The organism is Pseudomonas sp. AAC (assembly GCF_000725445.1).
Lineage (GTDB): Bacteria > Pseudomonadota > Gammaproteobacteria > Pseudomonadales > Pseudomonadaceae > Pseudomonas > Pseudomonas citronellolis.
The window spans coordinates 440,993-455,689 of the sequence record NZ_KL647095.1; the positions used below are offsets into that span (position 1 = coordinate 440,993).

General features: G+C 67.6%; 12 protein-coding genes and 1 riboswitch. Of the genes, 7 read left to right on the plus strand and 5 right to left on the minus strand.

All coding sequences use genetic code 11. The features are described from left to right. Positions 1–86: 86 nt before the first annotated feature. The 3 genes from FG99_RS07525 to FG99_RS07535 form a co-directional block, all read right to left on the minus strand. Positions 87–680, minus strand: a complete 594-nt coding sequence (locus FG99_RS07525; protein WP_009613541.1) for a helix-turn-helix domain-containing protein — start codon at positions 678–680, stop codon at positions 87–89. 202 nt (positions 681–882) lie between these two features. After that, entirely contained in the window at positions 883–2,835 is a 1,953-nt protein-coding gene (locus tag FG99_RS07530; protein ID WP_043268546.1) for an oxidoreductase, read from the minus strand. Between the two features lie 33 nt (positions 2,836–2,868). Then, the gene (locus FG99_RS07535; protein WP_009613539.1) at positions 2,869–3,219 is read right to left on the minus strand and encodes a cupin domain-containing protein; all 351 of its coding nucleotides are present in this window, start codon (positions 3,217–3,219) and stop codon (positions 2,869–2,871) included. A gap of 340 nt (positions 3,220–3,559) precedes the next feature. Between FG99_RS07535 and FG99_RS07540 the strand changes: the two genes are divergently transcribed. Both FG99_RS07540 and FG99_RS07545 read left to right on the plus strand, forming a co-directional pair. Further along, positions 3,560–4,603, plus strand: coding sequence for an ABC transporter substrate-binding protein (locus tag FG99_RS07540; RefSeq protein ID WP_043268548.1), 1,044 nt, complete (start codon positions 3,560–3,562; stop codon positions 4,601–4,603). A gap of 125 nt (positions 4,604–4,728) precedes the next feature. Beyond that, positions 4,729–5,514 (plus strand): class II aldolase/adducin family protein, encoded by a 786-nt coding sequence (locus FG99_RS07545; protein WP_051878580.1) that lies wholly within the window; start codon positions 4,729–4,731, stop codon positions 5,512–5,514. A 264-nt stretch (positions 5,515–5,778) separates the two neighbouring features. Here FG99_RS07545 and FG99_RS07550 read toward each other — a convergent pair whose 3' ends face one another. Continuing rightward, on the minus strand, positions 5,779–7,239 hold the full coding sequence (locus tag FG99_RS07550) for a TolC family outer membrane protein (protein ID WP_043268550.1): 1,461 nt from the start codon (positions 7,237–7,239) through the stop codon (positions 5,779–5,781). A 182-nt stretch (positions 7,240–7,421) separates the two neighbouring features. Beyond that, a riboswitch (TPP riboswitch) is annotated at positions 7,422–7,529 on the plus strand. Between the two features lie 112 nt (positions 7,530–7,641). On the opposite strand from FG99_RS07550, the gene thiC reads away from it, so the two are divergent. Further along, positions 7,642–9,522: a phosphomethylpyrimidine synthase ThiC gene (gene thiC, locus FG99_RS07555; RefSeq protein ID WP_043268552.1), complete on the plus strand. Its 1,881-nt coding sequence runs from the start codon at positions 7,642–7,644 to the stop codon at positions 9,520–9,522. A 129-nt stretch (positions 9,523–9,651) separates the two neighbouring features. Next, the gene (gene cytX, locus FG99_RS07560; RefSeq protein WP_043268554.1) at positions 9,652–10,929 is read left to right on the plus strand and encodes a putative hydroxymethylpyrimidine transporter CytX; all 1,278 of its coding nucleotides are present in this window, start codon (positions 9,652–9,654) and stop codon (positions 10,927–10,929) included. Positions 10,930–11,700: 771 nt separating this feature from the next. Here cytX and FG99_RS07565 read toward each other — a convergent pair. Then, a complete protein-coding gene (locus FG99_RS07565; RefSeq protein WP_043268556.1) occupies positions 11,701–12,456 on the minus strand; it encodes an RsiV family protein in 756 nt (251 codons plus the stop codon). 193 nt (positions 12,457–12,649) lie between these two features. Here FG99_RS07565 and FG99_RS07570 point away from each other — a divergent pair, with 193 nt between their 5' ends. The 3 genes from FG99_RS07570 to cpdA all read left to right on the plus strand — a co-directional run bounded on the left by FG99_RS07570 (position 12,650) and on the right by cpdA (position 14,685). Then, entirely contained in the window at positions 12,650–13,267 is a 618-nt protein-coding gene (locus FG99_RS07570) for an NUDIX domain-containing protein (RefSeq protein WP_009613531.1), read from the plus strand. Beyond that, positions 13,258–13,716 carry a DUF1249 domain-containing protein gene (locus FG99_RS07575; protein ID WP_009613530.1) on the plus strand — a complete coding sequence of 153 codons (459 nt, stop codon included), beginning with the start codon at positions 13,258–13,260 and terminating at the stop codon, positions 13,714–13,716. The genes FG99_RS07570 and FG99_RS07575 overlap by 10 nt, the downstream gene beginning before the upstream one ends. Before the next feature lie 156 nt (positions 13,717–13,872). Continuing rightward, a complete protein-coding gene (gene cpdA / locus FG99_RS07580) occupies positions 13,873–14,685 on the plus strand; it encodes a 3',5'-cyclic-AMP phosphodiesterase (protein ID WP_043268558.1) in 813 nt (270 codons plus the stop codon). Positions 14,686–14,697: the final 12 nt, after the last annotated feature.

Genomic DNA, 14,697 nt, shown 5'->3' on the forward strand with positions numbered 1-14,697 from the left:
GGAGAGGGCGCTCTCAACCCCAGCACCCACGACTCCCGGCGAACTCCGTTCGCGAGCAAGCTCGCTCCTACACAATGAACGCGGTGTCAGAACGTCGGCGGCGTAATCACCCAGAGCACCACCGCATCCACGTCCCCGGGGTTGCCGTAGCGGTGCGGCTCCTGGCTGGAGTAGCTGAAGCTGTCGCCTTCGTTGAGCAGGAAATACCGCTCGCCCACCCACAGCTCGAAGGTGCCGCTGAGCAGGTAGCCGGCTTCCTCGCCCTCGTGGCTGTAGCTCTGCTGGCTGTAGGTGCCGGGCGGAAAGCGCGAGTGGAGGATTTCCAACTGGCGGGTGGGCTGCGGGCTGAGCAGTTCGTCGACGATGCCGTCCTCGTAGTGCACGCTGGTGCGCGCGTTGCGCCGCACCACGTAGCCGGCGTCGGCCGGGTCGGCCTGCACCTCGCTGGCGAAGAACCACTGGATGGTCACGCCCAGGCTGCGGGCGATGTTGAACAGCGCCGGGATCGACGGGTAGGCCAGGTTGCGTTCCAGCTGGCTGATGTAGCCGGCGGTGAGCTTGCTCTGCTCGGCCAGCTCGGCCAGGGTCATGCCGCGCCGCTTGCGCAGGCCGCGAATGCGCGTGCCGAGGAACTGCGCTTCGGCGCTGGCGGGGGCTTGCTGCGGGGCTTTCGGGCTCATGCGGCGAGGGTCCTGGCGAGTCGGTCGTGGGGCATTCTAAGACAATGCGCCGCGCCTGTGGGTCGCTGCACCTTGCTTGCCGCGAATGCCGTTGCTGGACTTGGCGTGGGGCGGCTTCGGGTTCGGCTCCGAGCGCGCGACGGTCAAGGTCAGGCGGCGGATAACCGCGAACGGTTATCCGCCCTACGCCCACCCCATCGACTCAGATTGCCCAGGCTGCCTTGAGGCCTTCGTAGATCGCTTCTTCGGCGGTGCGCGGGGCCAGGCAGTCGCCGATGCGGCGGAATTCCACCAGGCCTTCCAGCTCGGCGGCCAGGTCGTCCACCGGCTGGTGGCCCTGGCACAGCACCAGGGTGTCGATGCCTTCGAAGATCATCGGCTCGCCGCTGGCACTGTGCTGCAGGTAGACGCTGCTGTCGTCGCAGCCGTACAGCCGCGCGTAGGGGCTGATCTCGATGCCCAGGCGGTGCAGCTCGCCGGCCAGGTGGTCGCGCACGTAGAGCGGCAGGTTCTCGCCGGCATGGGTGCCGTTCACCGCCAGGCGCACCTGGTGGCCAGCGCGCACCAGTTGCTCGGCGATGCCGGGGGCGATCCAGTCGCAGCGCCAGTCGGTGACCAGCACCGAGCGGCCGACCTGCACCTCGCCGCGCAGCACCTGCCAGGCGTCCACCACCTGCAGTTCGCCGCCGCGCTCGAAGGGCGGCCAGTAGGGCTTGGCGCCGGTGGCGACTATCACCAGGTCGGGCTTCTCGGCTTCCACCAGGGCGCGGTCGACGCGGGTGTTGCGCCGCACTTCCACGCCGGCCAGCTGCATTTCGCGCTGCAGGTTGGTGGAGGCGCCGCCGAATTCGGCGCGGCGCGGCAGCAGTTGCGCCAGGTTGACCTGGCCGCCGAGCTGCGCGCCGGCCTCGCAGAGAATCACCTCATGGCCACGCTGCGCCGCCACCGCCGCGGCCTTCATGCCCGCCGGGCCGCCGCCGGCCACCAGCACGCGCTTGCGTTGCGCGGCCGGTTCTATGCGCCCGTACTGCAGTTCGCGGCCGGTTTCCGGGTGCTGGATGCAGGAGATCGGGTAGCCGCGGTGGAAATGGCCGATGCACGCCTGGTTGCAGGCGATGCAGGCGCGCACGTCCTCGACGTGGCCGGTCTCGGTCTTGTTCGGCATCTGCGGGTCGCAGATCAGCGCGCGGGTCATGCCGCACACGTCGGCCTGGCCGCGGGCGATGATCAGCTCGGCTTCCTGCGGCTGGTTGATGCGCCCGGTGACGAACAGCGGGATGTCCAGGCGCGCCTTGAAGGTCGCGGCGTTGCTGGCCAGGTAGGCGGCCTCGATGGCCATGGGCGGGACGATGTGGATGGCGCCGCCGAGGGAAGCGGAGGTGCCGGCGACTATGTGCACGTAGTCCAGCTCGCCCTGCAGCGCGCGCACGGCCAGCAGCGACTCGTCCTCGGTCAGGCCCTCGGGGTCGCGCTCGTCGGCGGAGATGCGCAGGCCGACGATGAAGTCCTCGGCGGTGGCTGCGCGCACCGCGGCGATCACCTCGCGGGTGAAGCGCAGGCGCGCGTCGAGGTCGCCGTTGTAGCCGTCCGTGCGGTGGTTCACCCGCGGGTTGAGGAACTGCGCCGGCAGGTAACCGTGGCTGGCCACCACTTCCACGCCGTCCAGCCCGGCCTGGTGCAGGCGCCGCGCGGCGGCGGCGTAGCCGGCGACTATCTCGTCGATCATGCGCTGGTCCAGCTCGCGCGGCATCACGCGGAAGCGCTCGTTGGGCGAGGCCGAGGCGGAGTAGGCCACCGCCAGCAGGCCGTCGCTGGACTCCATGATCTCGCGCCCGGGGTGGAAGATCTGCGACAGCACCAGGGTGCCCTCGGCATGGCAGGCCTCGGCGACGCGGCGGTAGCCGGGGATGCAGGCGTCGTCGGTGGCCATCAGCACGTGGGAGGTGTAGCGGGCGCTGTCGTGCACCCCCGCCACCTGCATCACGATCAGCCCCACGCCGCCCTTGGCGCGGGCCTGGTGGTAGGCCACCAGCTGGTCGTTGACCAGGTTGTCGGTGGGCATGGAGGTATCGTGCCCGGTGGACATGATGCGGTTCTTCAGGCGCTTGCCACGGATTTGCAGCGGGCTGAACAGGTGCGGGAAGGCATGGCTCACGGGCGTCGTCCTTTCTTGTTGTTCTGTGGGGGCTCAGGCGTTGCGGGCCTGCCAGTCGACCGGGTAGAGGGCGTAGAACACGCAGGCCTTCTCGCCCTCGTAGGCCAGCGGCGTGCGCTCCGGTACCCAGATCACGTCGCCCGGAGCGGCCTCGATGACGCGCTCGCCCAGGCGCAGGCGGAAGTGGCCTTCCAGCACCACGATCAGCTCGTCGTAGAGCACCGTCCACTCGATGGAGCAGCCGTCGAAGCGGGCCAGGCCGGCGCCCATGGTCTGGCTGTCGGCCGGGCCGATCAGGCGGCAGATGGCGGCGTTCTCCGGCGCCTGGCCGGCATAGGGCTGGAACTGCAGGGCGGACTTCTGGAAGTGGATGACGTCGGACACGGCGGGGCTCCTGGTGGGCGGATGGTCATCTAACGTATTTCCATGGAAATTTACCTTCAGTAAAAAATCAACTTGTTTTTTTAAAAGTGACTGGGTAGTTTCATTTCCACGCCCCGTCGCCGACGGGGCGTATCCAGCGACGTACTCCACAACAACTACAAGAGGAGATGCGCATGAACCGTGCCCCACGGTATCTACCCGCGCCGGCCGCACCAGGCCGCGGCGCCCCTTCGCCTCTGACTGCCAGTCGCCTCCGTCCGCGAGTTGTTCCGGTACGCCCAACCCACCTCCGCCGTGCCACCGCGGTGGCCACGGTTCGCATCCACAGAGGGTCCGCTCGATGATTTCGCGCAAGAACGCTTTGCAACCCCTGCTGCTGCTCCTGGGACTCGGTCTCGGCAGCGCCCAGGCGCAGGATTCCATGGTCGTGGTCGGCTATGGCGGCGCCGGGCAGAAGGCCCAGGACGTGGCTTTCTTCCAGCCCTTCGCCAAGGCCAGCGGGGCACGCCTGACCCAGGCCGAGTACAACGGCGAGATGGCGCGCATCAAGGTGATGACCGACACCGGCCATGCCGACTGGGACGTGGTGCAGATCGAGGGCCCGGACCTGGCGCGCAACTGCGACCTGGGCATGTTCGTGCCGCTGGACTGGAAGCAGCTGGGCGGCGCCGACCAGTTGGTGCCCAACGCCGCCAAGGAATGCGGCTCGGCCGCGCTGGTGTGGGGCGTGGCCATCGCCTACGACGCCGACAAGCTGAAGACCGCGCCCGGCGGCTGGCAGGACTTCTGGGACCTGAAGAAATTCCCCGGCAAGCGCGGCCTGCGCAAGCGCGCGGTGTACAACCTGGAGTTCGCCCTGATGGCCGACGGCGTCGCCCCGGCGGACGTCTACAAGGTGCTCTCCACCAAGGCCGGCGTCGACCGCGCCTTCGCCAAGCTCGACCAGATCAAGCCGTCGATCCAGTGGTGGGAAGCCGGCGCCCAGCCGCCGCAGTGGCTCGCCGCCGGCGACGTGGTGATGACCACCAGCTACACCGGGCGCATCGCCGACGCCCACAAGAGCGGGCGCAACCTCGACCTGGTCTGGCCGGGCGCGCTGTACGGCATGGACTACTGGGCGATCATCAAGGGCTCGCAGCACGTCGACCTGGCCAAGCGCTTCATCGCCTTCGCCAACCAGGCCGACGCCCAGGTCGAGTACGTGCACAACATCCCCTACGGCCCGACCAACAAGCAGGCCGCCGAACGCTTGCCGCAGGATCTGGCGCGCTGGGTGCCGACCGCGCCGGCGAACATCAAGGTGGGCCTGGCCATGGACGACGAGTTCTGGGCCGACCATGGCGAGGAGCTGGAAGAGCGCTTCAACGCCTGGGCGGCGCAATAGGTCAAGCTATAGGCTGCAAGCTGCAAGCTGCAAGCTGCAAGCTGCAAGCTGCAAGCAAGAGCGAAGAGCCCCGCACATGCTCTTCGCCTGTAGCCTGTTGTTCGAACAACAAGAGGAACCCCGGCATGACCATCCCGATGCCTTCCCGTGAAACCTGCTCCGCCGAAGAGTGGAAGCTGCGCGAGGAGTTGGCCGCCTGCTACCGGCTGATCGCCCATTTCCGCATGAGCGACCTGATCTTCACCCACATTTCCCTGCGCCTTCCGGGGCCGGAGCATCATTTCCTGATCAACCCCTACGGGCTGATGTTCGACGAGATCAGCGCCTCCAGCCTGGTGAAGATCGACCTGGCCGGCCACCCGGTGGCGCCGACGCGCTACAAGGTCAACCCGGCCGGCTTCGTCATCCACAGCGCCATCCACGCCGCCCGCGAGGATGCCCAGTGCGTGCTGCACACCCACACCCGCGCCGGCTGCGCGGTGGCGGCCCAGGCCGCGGGGCTGCTGCCGCTGAACCAGATGTCCATGGAGTTCTACGGGCGCCTGGGCTACCACGACTATGAGGGCATCGCGCTGTCGTTCGACGAGCAGCAGCGCCTGGTGCGCGACCTCGGCGACCACCTGGGGATGATCCTGCGCAACCACGGCCTGCTGACCGTGGGCGCGAGCGTGAAACAGGCGTTCCTGCGCATGTACTACCTGGAGAAGGCCTGCGACATCCAGATCGCCGCCCAGGCCGGCGGCGAACTGGTGATCCCGCCGGACGCGGTGTGCCGGCGCACCGAGCGCCAGTTCAACGAACCGTATCAGCCGCAGGCCGAAGGCGAATTGAGCGACCCGGACGGCATCGACCTGGCCTGGGAGGCGCTGCTGCGCATGCTGGAGCGCATTGCGCCGGGGTATCGCGACTGAGCGACCGGCCTTGTCTTGCCGGCCGCGCCGAGGTGCTTTTCGTAGGATGGGTTGAGCTTGCGAAACCCGTGCGGCCGTGGTGATGGGTATCGCTTCGCTCAACCCATCCTACGACGGCGTTTCTCCTGTTCCTTGTAAGCGCGTCCTGCCCGCGAAATCGCGCGCAGGGCGCGCTCCTACATGGAAATGGTGTGGGGGTGTGGCGTAGGAGCGGACGGAGTCCGCTCCGCAAACGACAAGCCCGGCTTCCGCCGGGCTTGTTGTTCACTGCTGGGTCCGCGCCTTGCTGCTGCTTTCCAGCTGCTGCTCGGCGGCCTTGGCCAGGTCCGGCGGGAGGAAGTCCTTGTCCGGGTTGTAGTCGGCCTTGAGGTAGGTGCCCAGGGCCTGCAGGTCGGCCGGGCTGAGGGTGCCGGCGGTCTGCTTCAGGCGCAGGTTGTCGAGGATGTAGTCGTAGCGGCTGTTGTTGTAGTCGCGCACGGCGCTGTACAGCTGGCGCTGGGCGTCGAGCACGTCGACGATGTTGCGGGTGCCGACCTGGTAGCCGATCTCGGTGGCTTCCAGCGAGCTCTGGTTGGAGATGATCGCCTGGCGCCGCGCCTTCACCGTTTCCACGTCGGTGTTCACCGCGCGGTGCTGGTTGCGCGCGTCCTGCACCACCTGGCGGCGCTGGCTTTCGCGCAGCTGCTCGCTCTGGCTCAGGCGCTGGTACGACTCGCGCACCTGGGAGCTGGTCAGGCCGCCGCTGTAGATCGGGATGTTCAACTGCACGCCGACGCTGGTCTGGTCCACCCACTTGCCGTAGGTCGGGGCGGTGCCGGTGTTGGTGAAGCCCAGCGCGTCGTTGTCGCCCTTCTGGTACTGCACCACCGCGTCCACGGTCGGCAGGTGCCCGGCCTTGCGCTGGCGCAGGGTTTCCTCGGCGGCGGTGACCGCGAAGTTGCTGGCCTGCAGGGCGATGTTCTGTTGCACCGAGGTATCCACCCAGGCCTTGGCGTCGTTCGGCGTCGGCACCACCACCGGCAGCGAGTGAAGGATGCCCTCGATGCCGCTGTACTCGCGGTTGGTCAGGGTCACCAGGGCCTGGAAGGCGTCTTCCACCGCCTGCTCGGCGACGATCCGGTTGGCCCGCGCGGTGTCGTAGCCGGCCTGGGATTCGAGCACGTCGGTCTTGTCCGACAGGCCGACGTCGAAGCGTTCGTTGGACTGGTCGAGCTGGCGCTTGAAGGCCGCTTCCTCGGCCTTGCTGGCGGCCAGGTTGTCCTGGGCGCGGAGCACGCCGAAGTAGGTCTCGGCGGTCTGCAGGATCAGCCGCTGCTGGGTCGCGGAGAATTCCAGCTGGGCCTGTTCGCTGATGTTTTCCGCGGCCTTGAGCTGGAACCAGCGGTCGGCGCGGAACAGCGGCTGGCTGAGGCTGGCCTGGACCAACTGGCTGCTGCGGTTGAGGGTCACGTCCGGGGTGTCCAGCGAGGTGCGGCTGGTGCCCAGGCTGCCGCCGGCGTTGATCTGCGGCAGCAGGCCGGAGCGCGCCTGGGGCACGACTTCCTTGCGCGCCAGGTAGTCGGCCTGGGCGGCGGCGAGGTCGGCGTTGTTGTCTACGGCATCCTTGTAGACGCTGATCAGGTCGGTCTTGGTCGGCAGCGGAGCGACGCTCGACGTGGGCTGTGCTGCCCAGACGAAACCTGTGGAGGCGGCCACGGCGACAGCCAGGGAGAGTCTGCGCAGCATTCGTTCGTCCTAGAAAGTGTGCGGGTGGGGCAAGGCTACGGTCGCCCCGATTGGCGGTCAAGGCGCCATCTTCGGGCAATTCGTTGCAGCATTGTAGTTGCCGGGGCGTGACCGCGAAGTCGCATCCGATACTTTCGGCCCGGCGGCATTGGCCAAGCGCCGAACTCTTGTTTAGACTGCGGACGTTCTTGTCGGGGTGCCCCATTGCGAGGGGCTGAGATCGGATAGTTCCGGATCCCGTTGAACCTGATCGGGTTAGCACCCGCGTAGGGAACAAGAAGTCCGCGTCCCCAGTGCCTTTCCGGCCGGCCCCAGCCCTCCCCGGACGCGTCCTTTCTCCGCAGTGCCTTGCGGCTCCCGCGTCACCCAGGTTCTCCCGACAATCAACCCAGGAGAGCCAGGATGAGCACCCAGAAGAACAACGTAACCCGCCTTGAACAGCTCGATCGCCAGTCGGCGCAGCCCTTCCCCAATTCGCGCAAGGTCTACCTGACCGGCTCGCGCCCGGACATCCGCGTACCGGTGCGGGAAATTTCCCTGGCCGATACCCCCACCGCCTTCGGCGGCGAGAAGAACGCCCCGGTGTTCGTCTACGACACCTCCGGCCCCTACACCGACCCCGAAGTGCGCATCGACCTGCGCAAGGGCCTGCCCGATGTGCGCTCGCGCTGGATCGACGAGCGCGGCGACACCGAGATCCTCCCCGGCCTGACCTCCAACTTCGGCCAGGCCCGCCTGGCCGACGCCAGCCTCGACGCCCTGCGCTTCGCCCACGTGCGCACCCCGCGCCGGGCCAAGGCCGGGAAGAACGTCACGCAGATGCACTACGCGCGCCAGGGCATCATCACCCCGGAGATGGAATACATCGCCATCCGCGAGAACATGAAGCTGCAGGAAGCCCGCGCCGCCGGCCTGCTCAAGGACCAGCACCCGGGGCAGAGCTTCGGCGCCAGCATCCCGCAGGAGATCACCGCCGAGTTCGTCCGCGAGGAGATCGCCCGCGGCCGCGCCATCGTCCCGGCGAACATCAACCACACGGAACTGGAGCCGATGATCATCGGCCGCAACTTCCTGGTGAAGATCAACGGCAACATCGGCAACAGCGCCCTGGGCTCGTCCATCGAGGAAGAGGTGGAGAAGCTCACCTGGGGCATCCGCTGGGGCGCCGATACGGTGATGGACCTGTCCACCGGCAAGCACATCCACGAGACCCGCGAGTGGATCCTGCGCAACAGCCCGGTGCCGATCGGCACCGTGCCCATCTACCAGGCGCTGGAGAAGGTTGGCGGCATCGCCGAGGACCTGAACTGGGAAATCTTCCGCGACACCCTGATCGAGCAGGCCGAGCAGGGCGTGGACTACTTCACCATCCACGCCGGCGTGCTGCTGCGCTACGTGCCGCTGACCGCCAAGCGCGTCACCGGCATCGTCTCCCGCGGTGGCTCGATCATGGCCAAGTGGTGCCTGGCGCACCACCAGGAGAACTTCCTCTATACGCATTTCGAAGACATCTGCGAAATCATGAAGGCCTACGACGTCAGCTTCTCGCTGGGCGACGGCCTGCGCCCGGGCTCGGTGGCCGACGCCAACGACGCCGCCCAGTTCGGCGAGCTGGAAACCCTCGGCGAGCTGACCAAGATCGCCTGGAAGCACGACGTGCAGGTGATGATCGAAGGCCCCGGCCACGTGCCCATGCAGCTGATCAAGGAGAACATGGACAAGCAGCTGGAATGCTGCGACGAGGCGCCGTTCTACACCCTCGGCCCGCTGACCACCGACATCGCCCCCGGCTACGACCACATCACCTCGGGCATCGGCGCGGCGATGATCGGCTGGTTCGGCTGCGCCATGCTCTGCTACGTCACGCCCAAGGAGCACCTGGGCCTGCCGAACAAGGACGACGTGAAGACCGGCATCATCACCTACAAGATCGCCGCGCATGCTGCCGATCTCGCAAAAGGTCATCCGGGCGCGCAGATCCGTGACAACGCGCTGTCCAAGGCGCGCTTCGAGTTCCGCTGGGAAGACCAGTTCAACCTCGGCCTGGACCCGGACACCGCCCGCACCTTCCATGACGAGACGCTGCCGAAGGACTCGGCCAAGGTCGCGCACTTCTGCTCCATGTGCGGGCCGAAGTTCTGCTCGATGAAGATCACCCAGGAAGTCCGCGACTACGCCAAGGAAAACGGCCTGACCGACGAGCAGAAGGCCATCGAGGCCGGCTTCCAGGAACAGGCCGCGCGCTTCAAGGACGAAGGCTCGGTGATCTACAAACAGGTCTGATCGCTACACCGCGGCACCTGTAGGAGCGAGCTTGCTCGCGAACAGCCCAGGCTCGGGGCCGGTTCGCGAGCAAGCTCGCTCCTACGAAAAGAAGACACATCCCAATAACCCCAGAGCCTTGCGCACATCGTGACCACCACCACTGCAACCAACTACTCACCGGCCATCGCCGTTGGCGCCGCCCAGCGCGTGCTCGGCCTGCGCGACCTGTTCTCCCTGTGGTTCTCCCTCGGCATCGGCCTGATGGTGCTGCAGACCGGCGCGCTGCTGGCGCCCGGCCTGGGCCTGGCCGGCTCGCTGCTGGCGATCTTCCTCGGCACCCTGGTCGGCGTGCTGCTGCTGGCCGCCGCCGGGGTAATCGGCAGCGACACCGGGCTGGCCGCCATGGCCTCGCTCAAGCTCAGCCTGGGCGGCCACGGCGCGGCGCTGCCGGCCGTGCTCAACCTGCTGCAACTGGTGGGCTGGGGCGCCTTCGAGGTGATCGTCATGCGCGATGCCGCCAGCCTGCTGGTCGCGCGCGCCTTCGGCGAGGGCAGCGCCTGGACCAGCCCGGCGCTGTGGACCCTGGTGTTCGGCGCCCTGGCCACCCTGCTGGCGGTCAGCGGGCCGCTGGCTTTCGTTCGCCGGGTGCTGCGCAAGTGGGGCATCTGGCTGTTGCTGGCGGCCTGTATCTGGCTGACCTGGGACCTGTTGCACCGCGCGGATCTGGCGGCCATCTGGGCCCGCGGCGGCGACGGCTCGCTGCCGCTGGCGGTGGGCTTCGACATCGCCATCGCCATGCCGCTGTCCTGGCTGCCGCTGATCGCCGACTACTCGCGCTTCGGCAAGCACGCCGGGCAGGTGTTCGGCGGCGCCGCGCTGGGCTTCTTCATCGGCTGCTTCTGGCTGATGGGCCTGGGCGTGGCCTACACCCTGGCGTTCGCCCAGGGCAGCGACGCCAACGCCCTGCTGCTGGCCCTGGCCGGCGCCGGCATGGGCATCCCGCTGCTGCTGATCCTGCTCGACGAATCGGAAAAGGCCTTCGCCGACATCCACTCGGCGGCGGTTTCCAGCGGCATCCTGGTGCCGCTGAAGGTCGAGCACCTGGCGCTGATCATCGGCGTGCTCTGCACCCTGATCGCCTGGTTCGCGCCGCTTGCGCAGTACCAGAACTTCCTGCTGCTGATCGGCTCGGTGTTCGCCCCGCTGTTCGGCGTGGTGCTGGTCGACCACTTCCTGCTGCGCCGCCGCGCCGCCGCCGAAGTCCGCCCCGGCCTGCGCTGGGGCTCGCTGCTGGCCTGGGCCGGCGGCGTGGTCACCTACCACCTGCTGGCCAACTACGCCCCGGACCTGGGCGCCACCCTGCCGGCGTTGCTGGTGGCCGGGGTGTTGCAGCTTGCGCTGGGGCGTATCGGCGCGAAGGGCTGAGCGCCTGGCGGAGTGCGGGAGAAACTCAAGCGTAGGATGGGTTGAGCGAAGCGATACCCATCACCATGGCAGCATGGGTTTCGCAAGCTCAACCCATCCTACGAAGAGCACTTCGGTGCAGCCTGTAAGACAGTTGTTCCTACAGGTTGATGCCGAACTTCCCGTCCATGCCGGACAGCCCCCTCTCCCGCTTGCGGGAGAGGGTTGGGGAGAGGGAACGGAGTCAATCCGAAGCACCGTTGCCGCCGGTGAACACCGTTCGCGGACAAGGTCCGCTCCTACCGCATGAGCGAGCATGGCTTTCGTAGGATGGTGTTGAGCGAAGCGATCCCCATCCCCGCAACCGCAGGGGTTTCGCAAGCTCACCCCATCCTACGAAGAGCACTTCGGTGCAGCCTGTAAGACAGTTGTTCCTACAGGTCGATGCCGAACTTCCCGTCCATGCCGGACAGCCCCCTCTCCCGCTTGCGGGAGAGGGTTGGGGAGAGGGAACGGAGTCAATCCGAAGCACCGTTGCCGCCGGTGAACACCGTTCGCGGACAAGGTCCGCTCCTACCGCATGAGCGAGCATGGCTCCTACCGCATGAGCGAGCATGGCTTTCGTAGGATGGCGTTGAGCGAAGCGATACCCATCACCGCAACCGCATGGGTTTCGCCAAGGCTCAACCCATCCTACGAAAAGCGTCTCGGCGCGGCCGGCAAGACAGTTGCTCCTACGGGCAGCGCCATGCCTCACGGTGATCTGTAAGAGCGGACCTTGTCCGCGATGCCCTACTGCGCCCCACGCCCCGGGAAATAGTACGGCTTGACGATGCCGTTGAGCCGCGGATACGGAATCTTCAGCTCCGGGTGCCCGACCGAGTGCGGGGCGATGCTGTCGATGTCGTACTTCAGCGTCAGCGCGCCGAAGGTCAGGGCGAAGTGCGGGGTTTTCTGGAACGGCCAGTCCCTGAGGAAGTTCGCGTCCTGCTCCACCAGCTTGTTCTGCACCACCCAGGCCTGGTGGGCCAGGCGCGCGTTCTGCCAGAAGGCCTCTTCCTGGCCGGGCAGCAGTACGTCCTGCAGCGTCAGCACCTTGTGCAGGCGGCGGTCGTAGTTGATGAAGGCGCGCCCCGGCTGGCCGTACTCGCCGCCGGTGAAGACGTAGCTGGACAGCTCGACGATCACCAGGCCGTCATGCTGCTCGCGTATCTTCGCCTGCAGGTAGCTGCTCCAGCCCGGCTTGGCGCTGGCCAGGAAATCCCGCTCGTAGCCGGCGAGGCTGGCCGGGCGCGGGTCGTCCGGGGTGTTGCGGGTGAGGTCGAGCAACTGCGTCTCGATGGCGGCGTCCAGTGCGGGCTCTGCGTCGAAGCTCAGGGTGTCCAGGTTGAACAGCGGGCACTGCTCGCCCTGGCAGCCCGGCTGCAGGTGTTCGAAGGCGGTGTGGCGGGCGCTCAGCGGGTCGCCCAGGCCGGGGCCGAAGAGGCTCTGGCAGCCGCCGAGCGCCAGCAGCAGGCCGGTGGCGGCAAGGGTTTTCAGAAAATTCATGGGTGTCCTTCTTTGCGTGTCCGGCGGCGGTCGGCCGCGCGGCTTGGACCAGCGCAGCCGCGCCGGGTTCGCCGCGCCGCCGAGTGTAGCAGTGTCGCGCGGCTCCCCGCCGGGCGGTGGCGGAAAGAGGCTGCGCGGGGCACGGCGTCGCGATAGGATGGCGCGAAGTTCAACCGATCGATGAGTGTGTGGGATGGCGGATATCTTCAAGGCGGGTCCGGACGACGTGGAGATCACTCGACGCGAGGAGTGCTTCCGCGGCTTCTATCGCATCGAGCGTCTGCACCTGCGTCATCGCCAGTTCGCCGGCGACATGGGGCCGCTGATCAGCCGCGAGCTGTTCGTCCGCCACGATGCCGTCTGCGTGCTGCCCTACGACCCGCAGCGCGACGAAGTGGTGCTGATCGAGCAGTTCCGCGTCGGCGCCCTGGAGGCCGGGGTCAACCCCTGGCTGCTGGAGCTGGTCGCCGGGCTGATCGACAAGGACGAAGAACCTGAAGAGGTCGCCCGCCGCGAAGCCGTGGAAGAAGCCGGCCTGAACCTCGGCGCGCTCTGGCCGATCAGCCAGTACCTGCCGTCGCCCGGCGGCAGCAACGAACTGGTGCACCTGTTCGTCGGCCGTTGCGACAGCAGCCTGGCCTCGGGCATCCATGGCCTGGAGGAGGAGGGCGAGGACATCCGCGTCCACGTGCTGGCCCTCGAGGATGCCCTGCAGGCCGTGCGCGACGGGCGCGTCAACAACGCCGCGAGCATGCTCGCCCTGCAATGGCTGGCGCTGAACCGCGCCGAGGTTCGTGGCCTATGGGTGTGAACCTGCTGCGTGAACGCTACCGCGTCGACCTGGCCGGGCTGCAAGCCACCTGCGAGGCCAACTACCTGCGCCTGATGCGGCTGCTGCCGGACATGCGCGAAGTGCAGTCGCAGCGCCGCGTGGCACTGAGCGAGGGCGAACGCCTGCTCGGCGTGCTGGCCCTGGAAGTGATCGAGGCCTGCCCCTACACCACCACCCTGCAGGTGCGCCAGGAACTGGGCCTGCCCTGGCTGCCCGCGCCGCGCCTGGAAGTGCGCGTCTACCATGACGCGCGCATGGCCGAAGTGGTCGGCGCCGAGCAGGCGCGCCGCCTGCTGGCCATCTACCCTTACCCGAACCAGGCCATGCACCAGCCGGACGAGAAGAGCCAGCTCAACCTCTTCCTCGGCGAATGGCTGAGCCACTGCCTGGCCTGCGGCCACGAGCTGGAACCGGTCCTGCAACGCTGAAAGCGCGGGTGATGGCGTTGCGCCATGATAGGATGTCGTTCGTCCGGTCGACGGCGAGCATACTGTGAACTGTGACTCTTTCCCGGTTTGCCCGGCACCGGGGCTGTCACCATACTTCCTTCAACGACGACGCCTCGCCTGACAGGAGAAGGCGCATTGCCTGCGAAAGAATTTTCCTCAAATGAGCCGGTGCTGCTGGTGCAGCTCACTGACAGCCATCTGTTCGCCGAGCACGATGGCCGGCTTCTCGGCATGGATACCGCGGACAGCCTGCAACAAGTGGTGAAGCGCGTCCTCGAGGAGCAGCCGCAGATCGACCTGGTCCTGGCGACGGGTGATATCTCGCAGGACGGTTCCCCAGAGTCGTACAGACGTTTCCTGGATATCTGTTCCAGCATTCAGGCACCGGCCCGCTGGTTCCCCGGCAACCACGACGAGCTGGCGCCCATGCGCGAAGTCTGCGCCGGCAGCGACCTCCTCGACCCGGTGCTCGACCTGGGCGCCTGGCGCATCGTCCTGCTCGATTCCACCATCCCCGGCGCGGTGCCCGGGCAGGTGTCCGCCGAGCAACTGGCGCTGCTGGACCAAGCCCTGCACGACGCGCGCGATCGCCACGTGCTGGTGGCCTTCCACCACCACCCGGTGAGCATCGGCAGCCAGTGGATGGACCGCATCGGCATCCGCAACCCGGACGACCTGTTCGCCGTGCTCGACCGCCACCGGCACGTGCGCTGCCTGCTCTGGGGCCACGTGCACCAGGAAATAGACCGCCTGCGCGGCGACGTGCGCCTGTTGGCGTCCCCTTCCACCTGCGTGCAGTTCGCCCCGGGCAGCGAGGACTTCGGCGTGGACACCCTGGCGCCGGGCTACCGCTGGCTGCGCCTGCTGCCCGATGGCGGCGTGCAGACCGGCGTGTCGCGGGTCACCGGCATCGATTTCCAGGTGGACTACAGCGTCCAGGGCTACTGACGCGTGCGGCTT

Coding starts and splice junctions, on each gene's coding strand:
- FG99_RS07525 (WP_009613541.1), bottom strand. CDS start 680: ATGAGCCCGAAAGCCCCGCAGCAAGCCCCCGCCAGCGCCGAAGCGCAG.
- FG99_RS07540 (WP_043268548.1), top strand. CDS start 3,560: ATGATTTCGCGCAAGAACGCTTTGCAACCCCTGCTGCTGCTCCTGGGA.
- FG99_RS07545 (WP_051878580.1), top strand. CDS start 4,729: ATGACCATCCCGATGCCTTCCCGTGAAACCTGCTCCGCCGAAGAGTGG.
- FG99_RS07550 (WP_043268550.1), bottom strand. CDS start 7,239: ATGCTGCGCAGACTCTCCCTGGCTGTCGCCGTGGCCGCCTCCACAGGT.
- thiC (WP_043268552.1), top strand. CDS start 7,642: ATGAGCACCCAGAAGAACAACGTAACCCGCCTTGAACAGCTCGATCGC.
- FG99_RS07565 (WP_043268556.1), bottom strand. CDS start 12,456: ATGAATTTTCTGAAAACCCTTGCCGCCACCGGCCTGCTGCTGGCGCTC.
- FG99_RS07570 (WP_009613531.1), top strand. CDS start 12,650: ATGGCGGATATCTTCAAGGCGGGTCCGGACGACGTGGAGATCACTCGA.
- FG99_RS07575 (WP_009613530.1), top strand. CDS start 13,258: ATGGGTGTGAACCTGCTGCGTGAACGCTACCGCGTCGACCTGGCCGGG.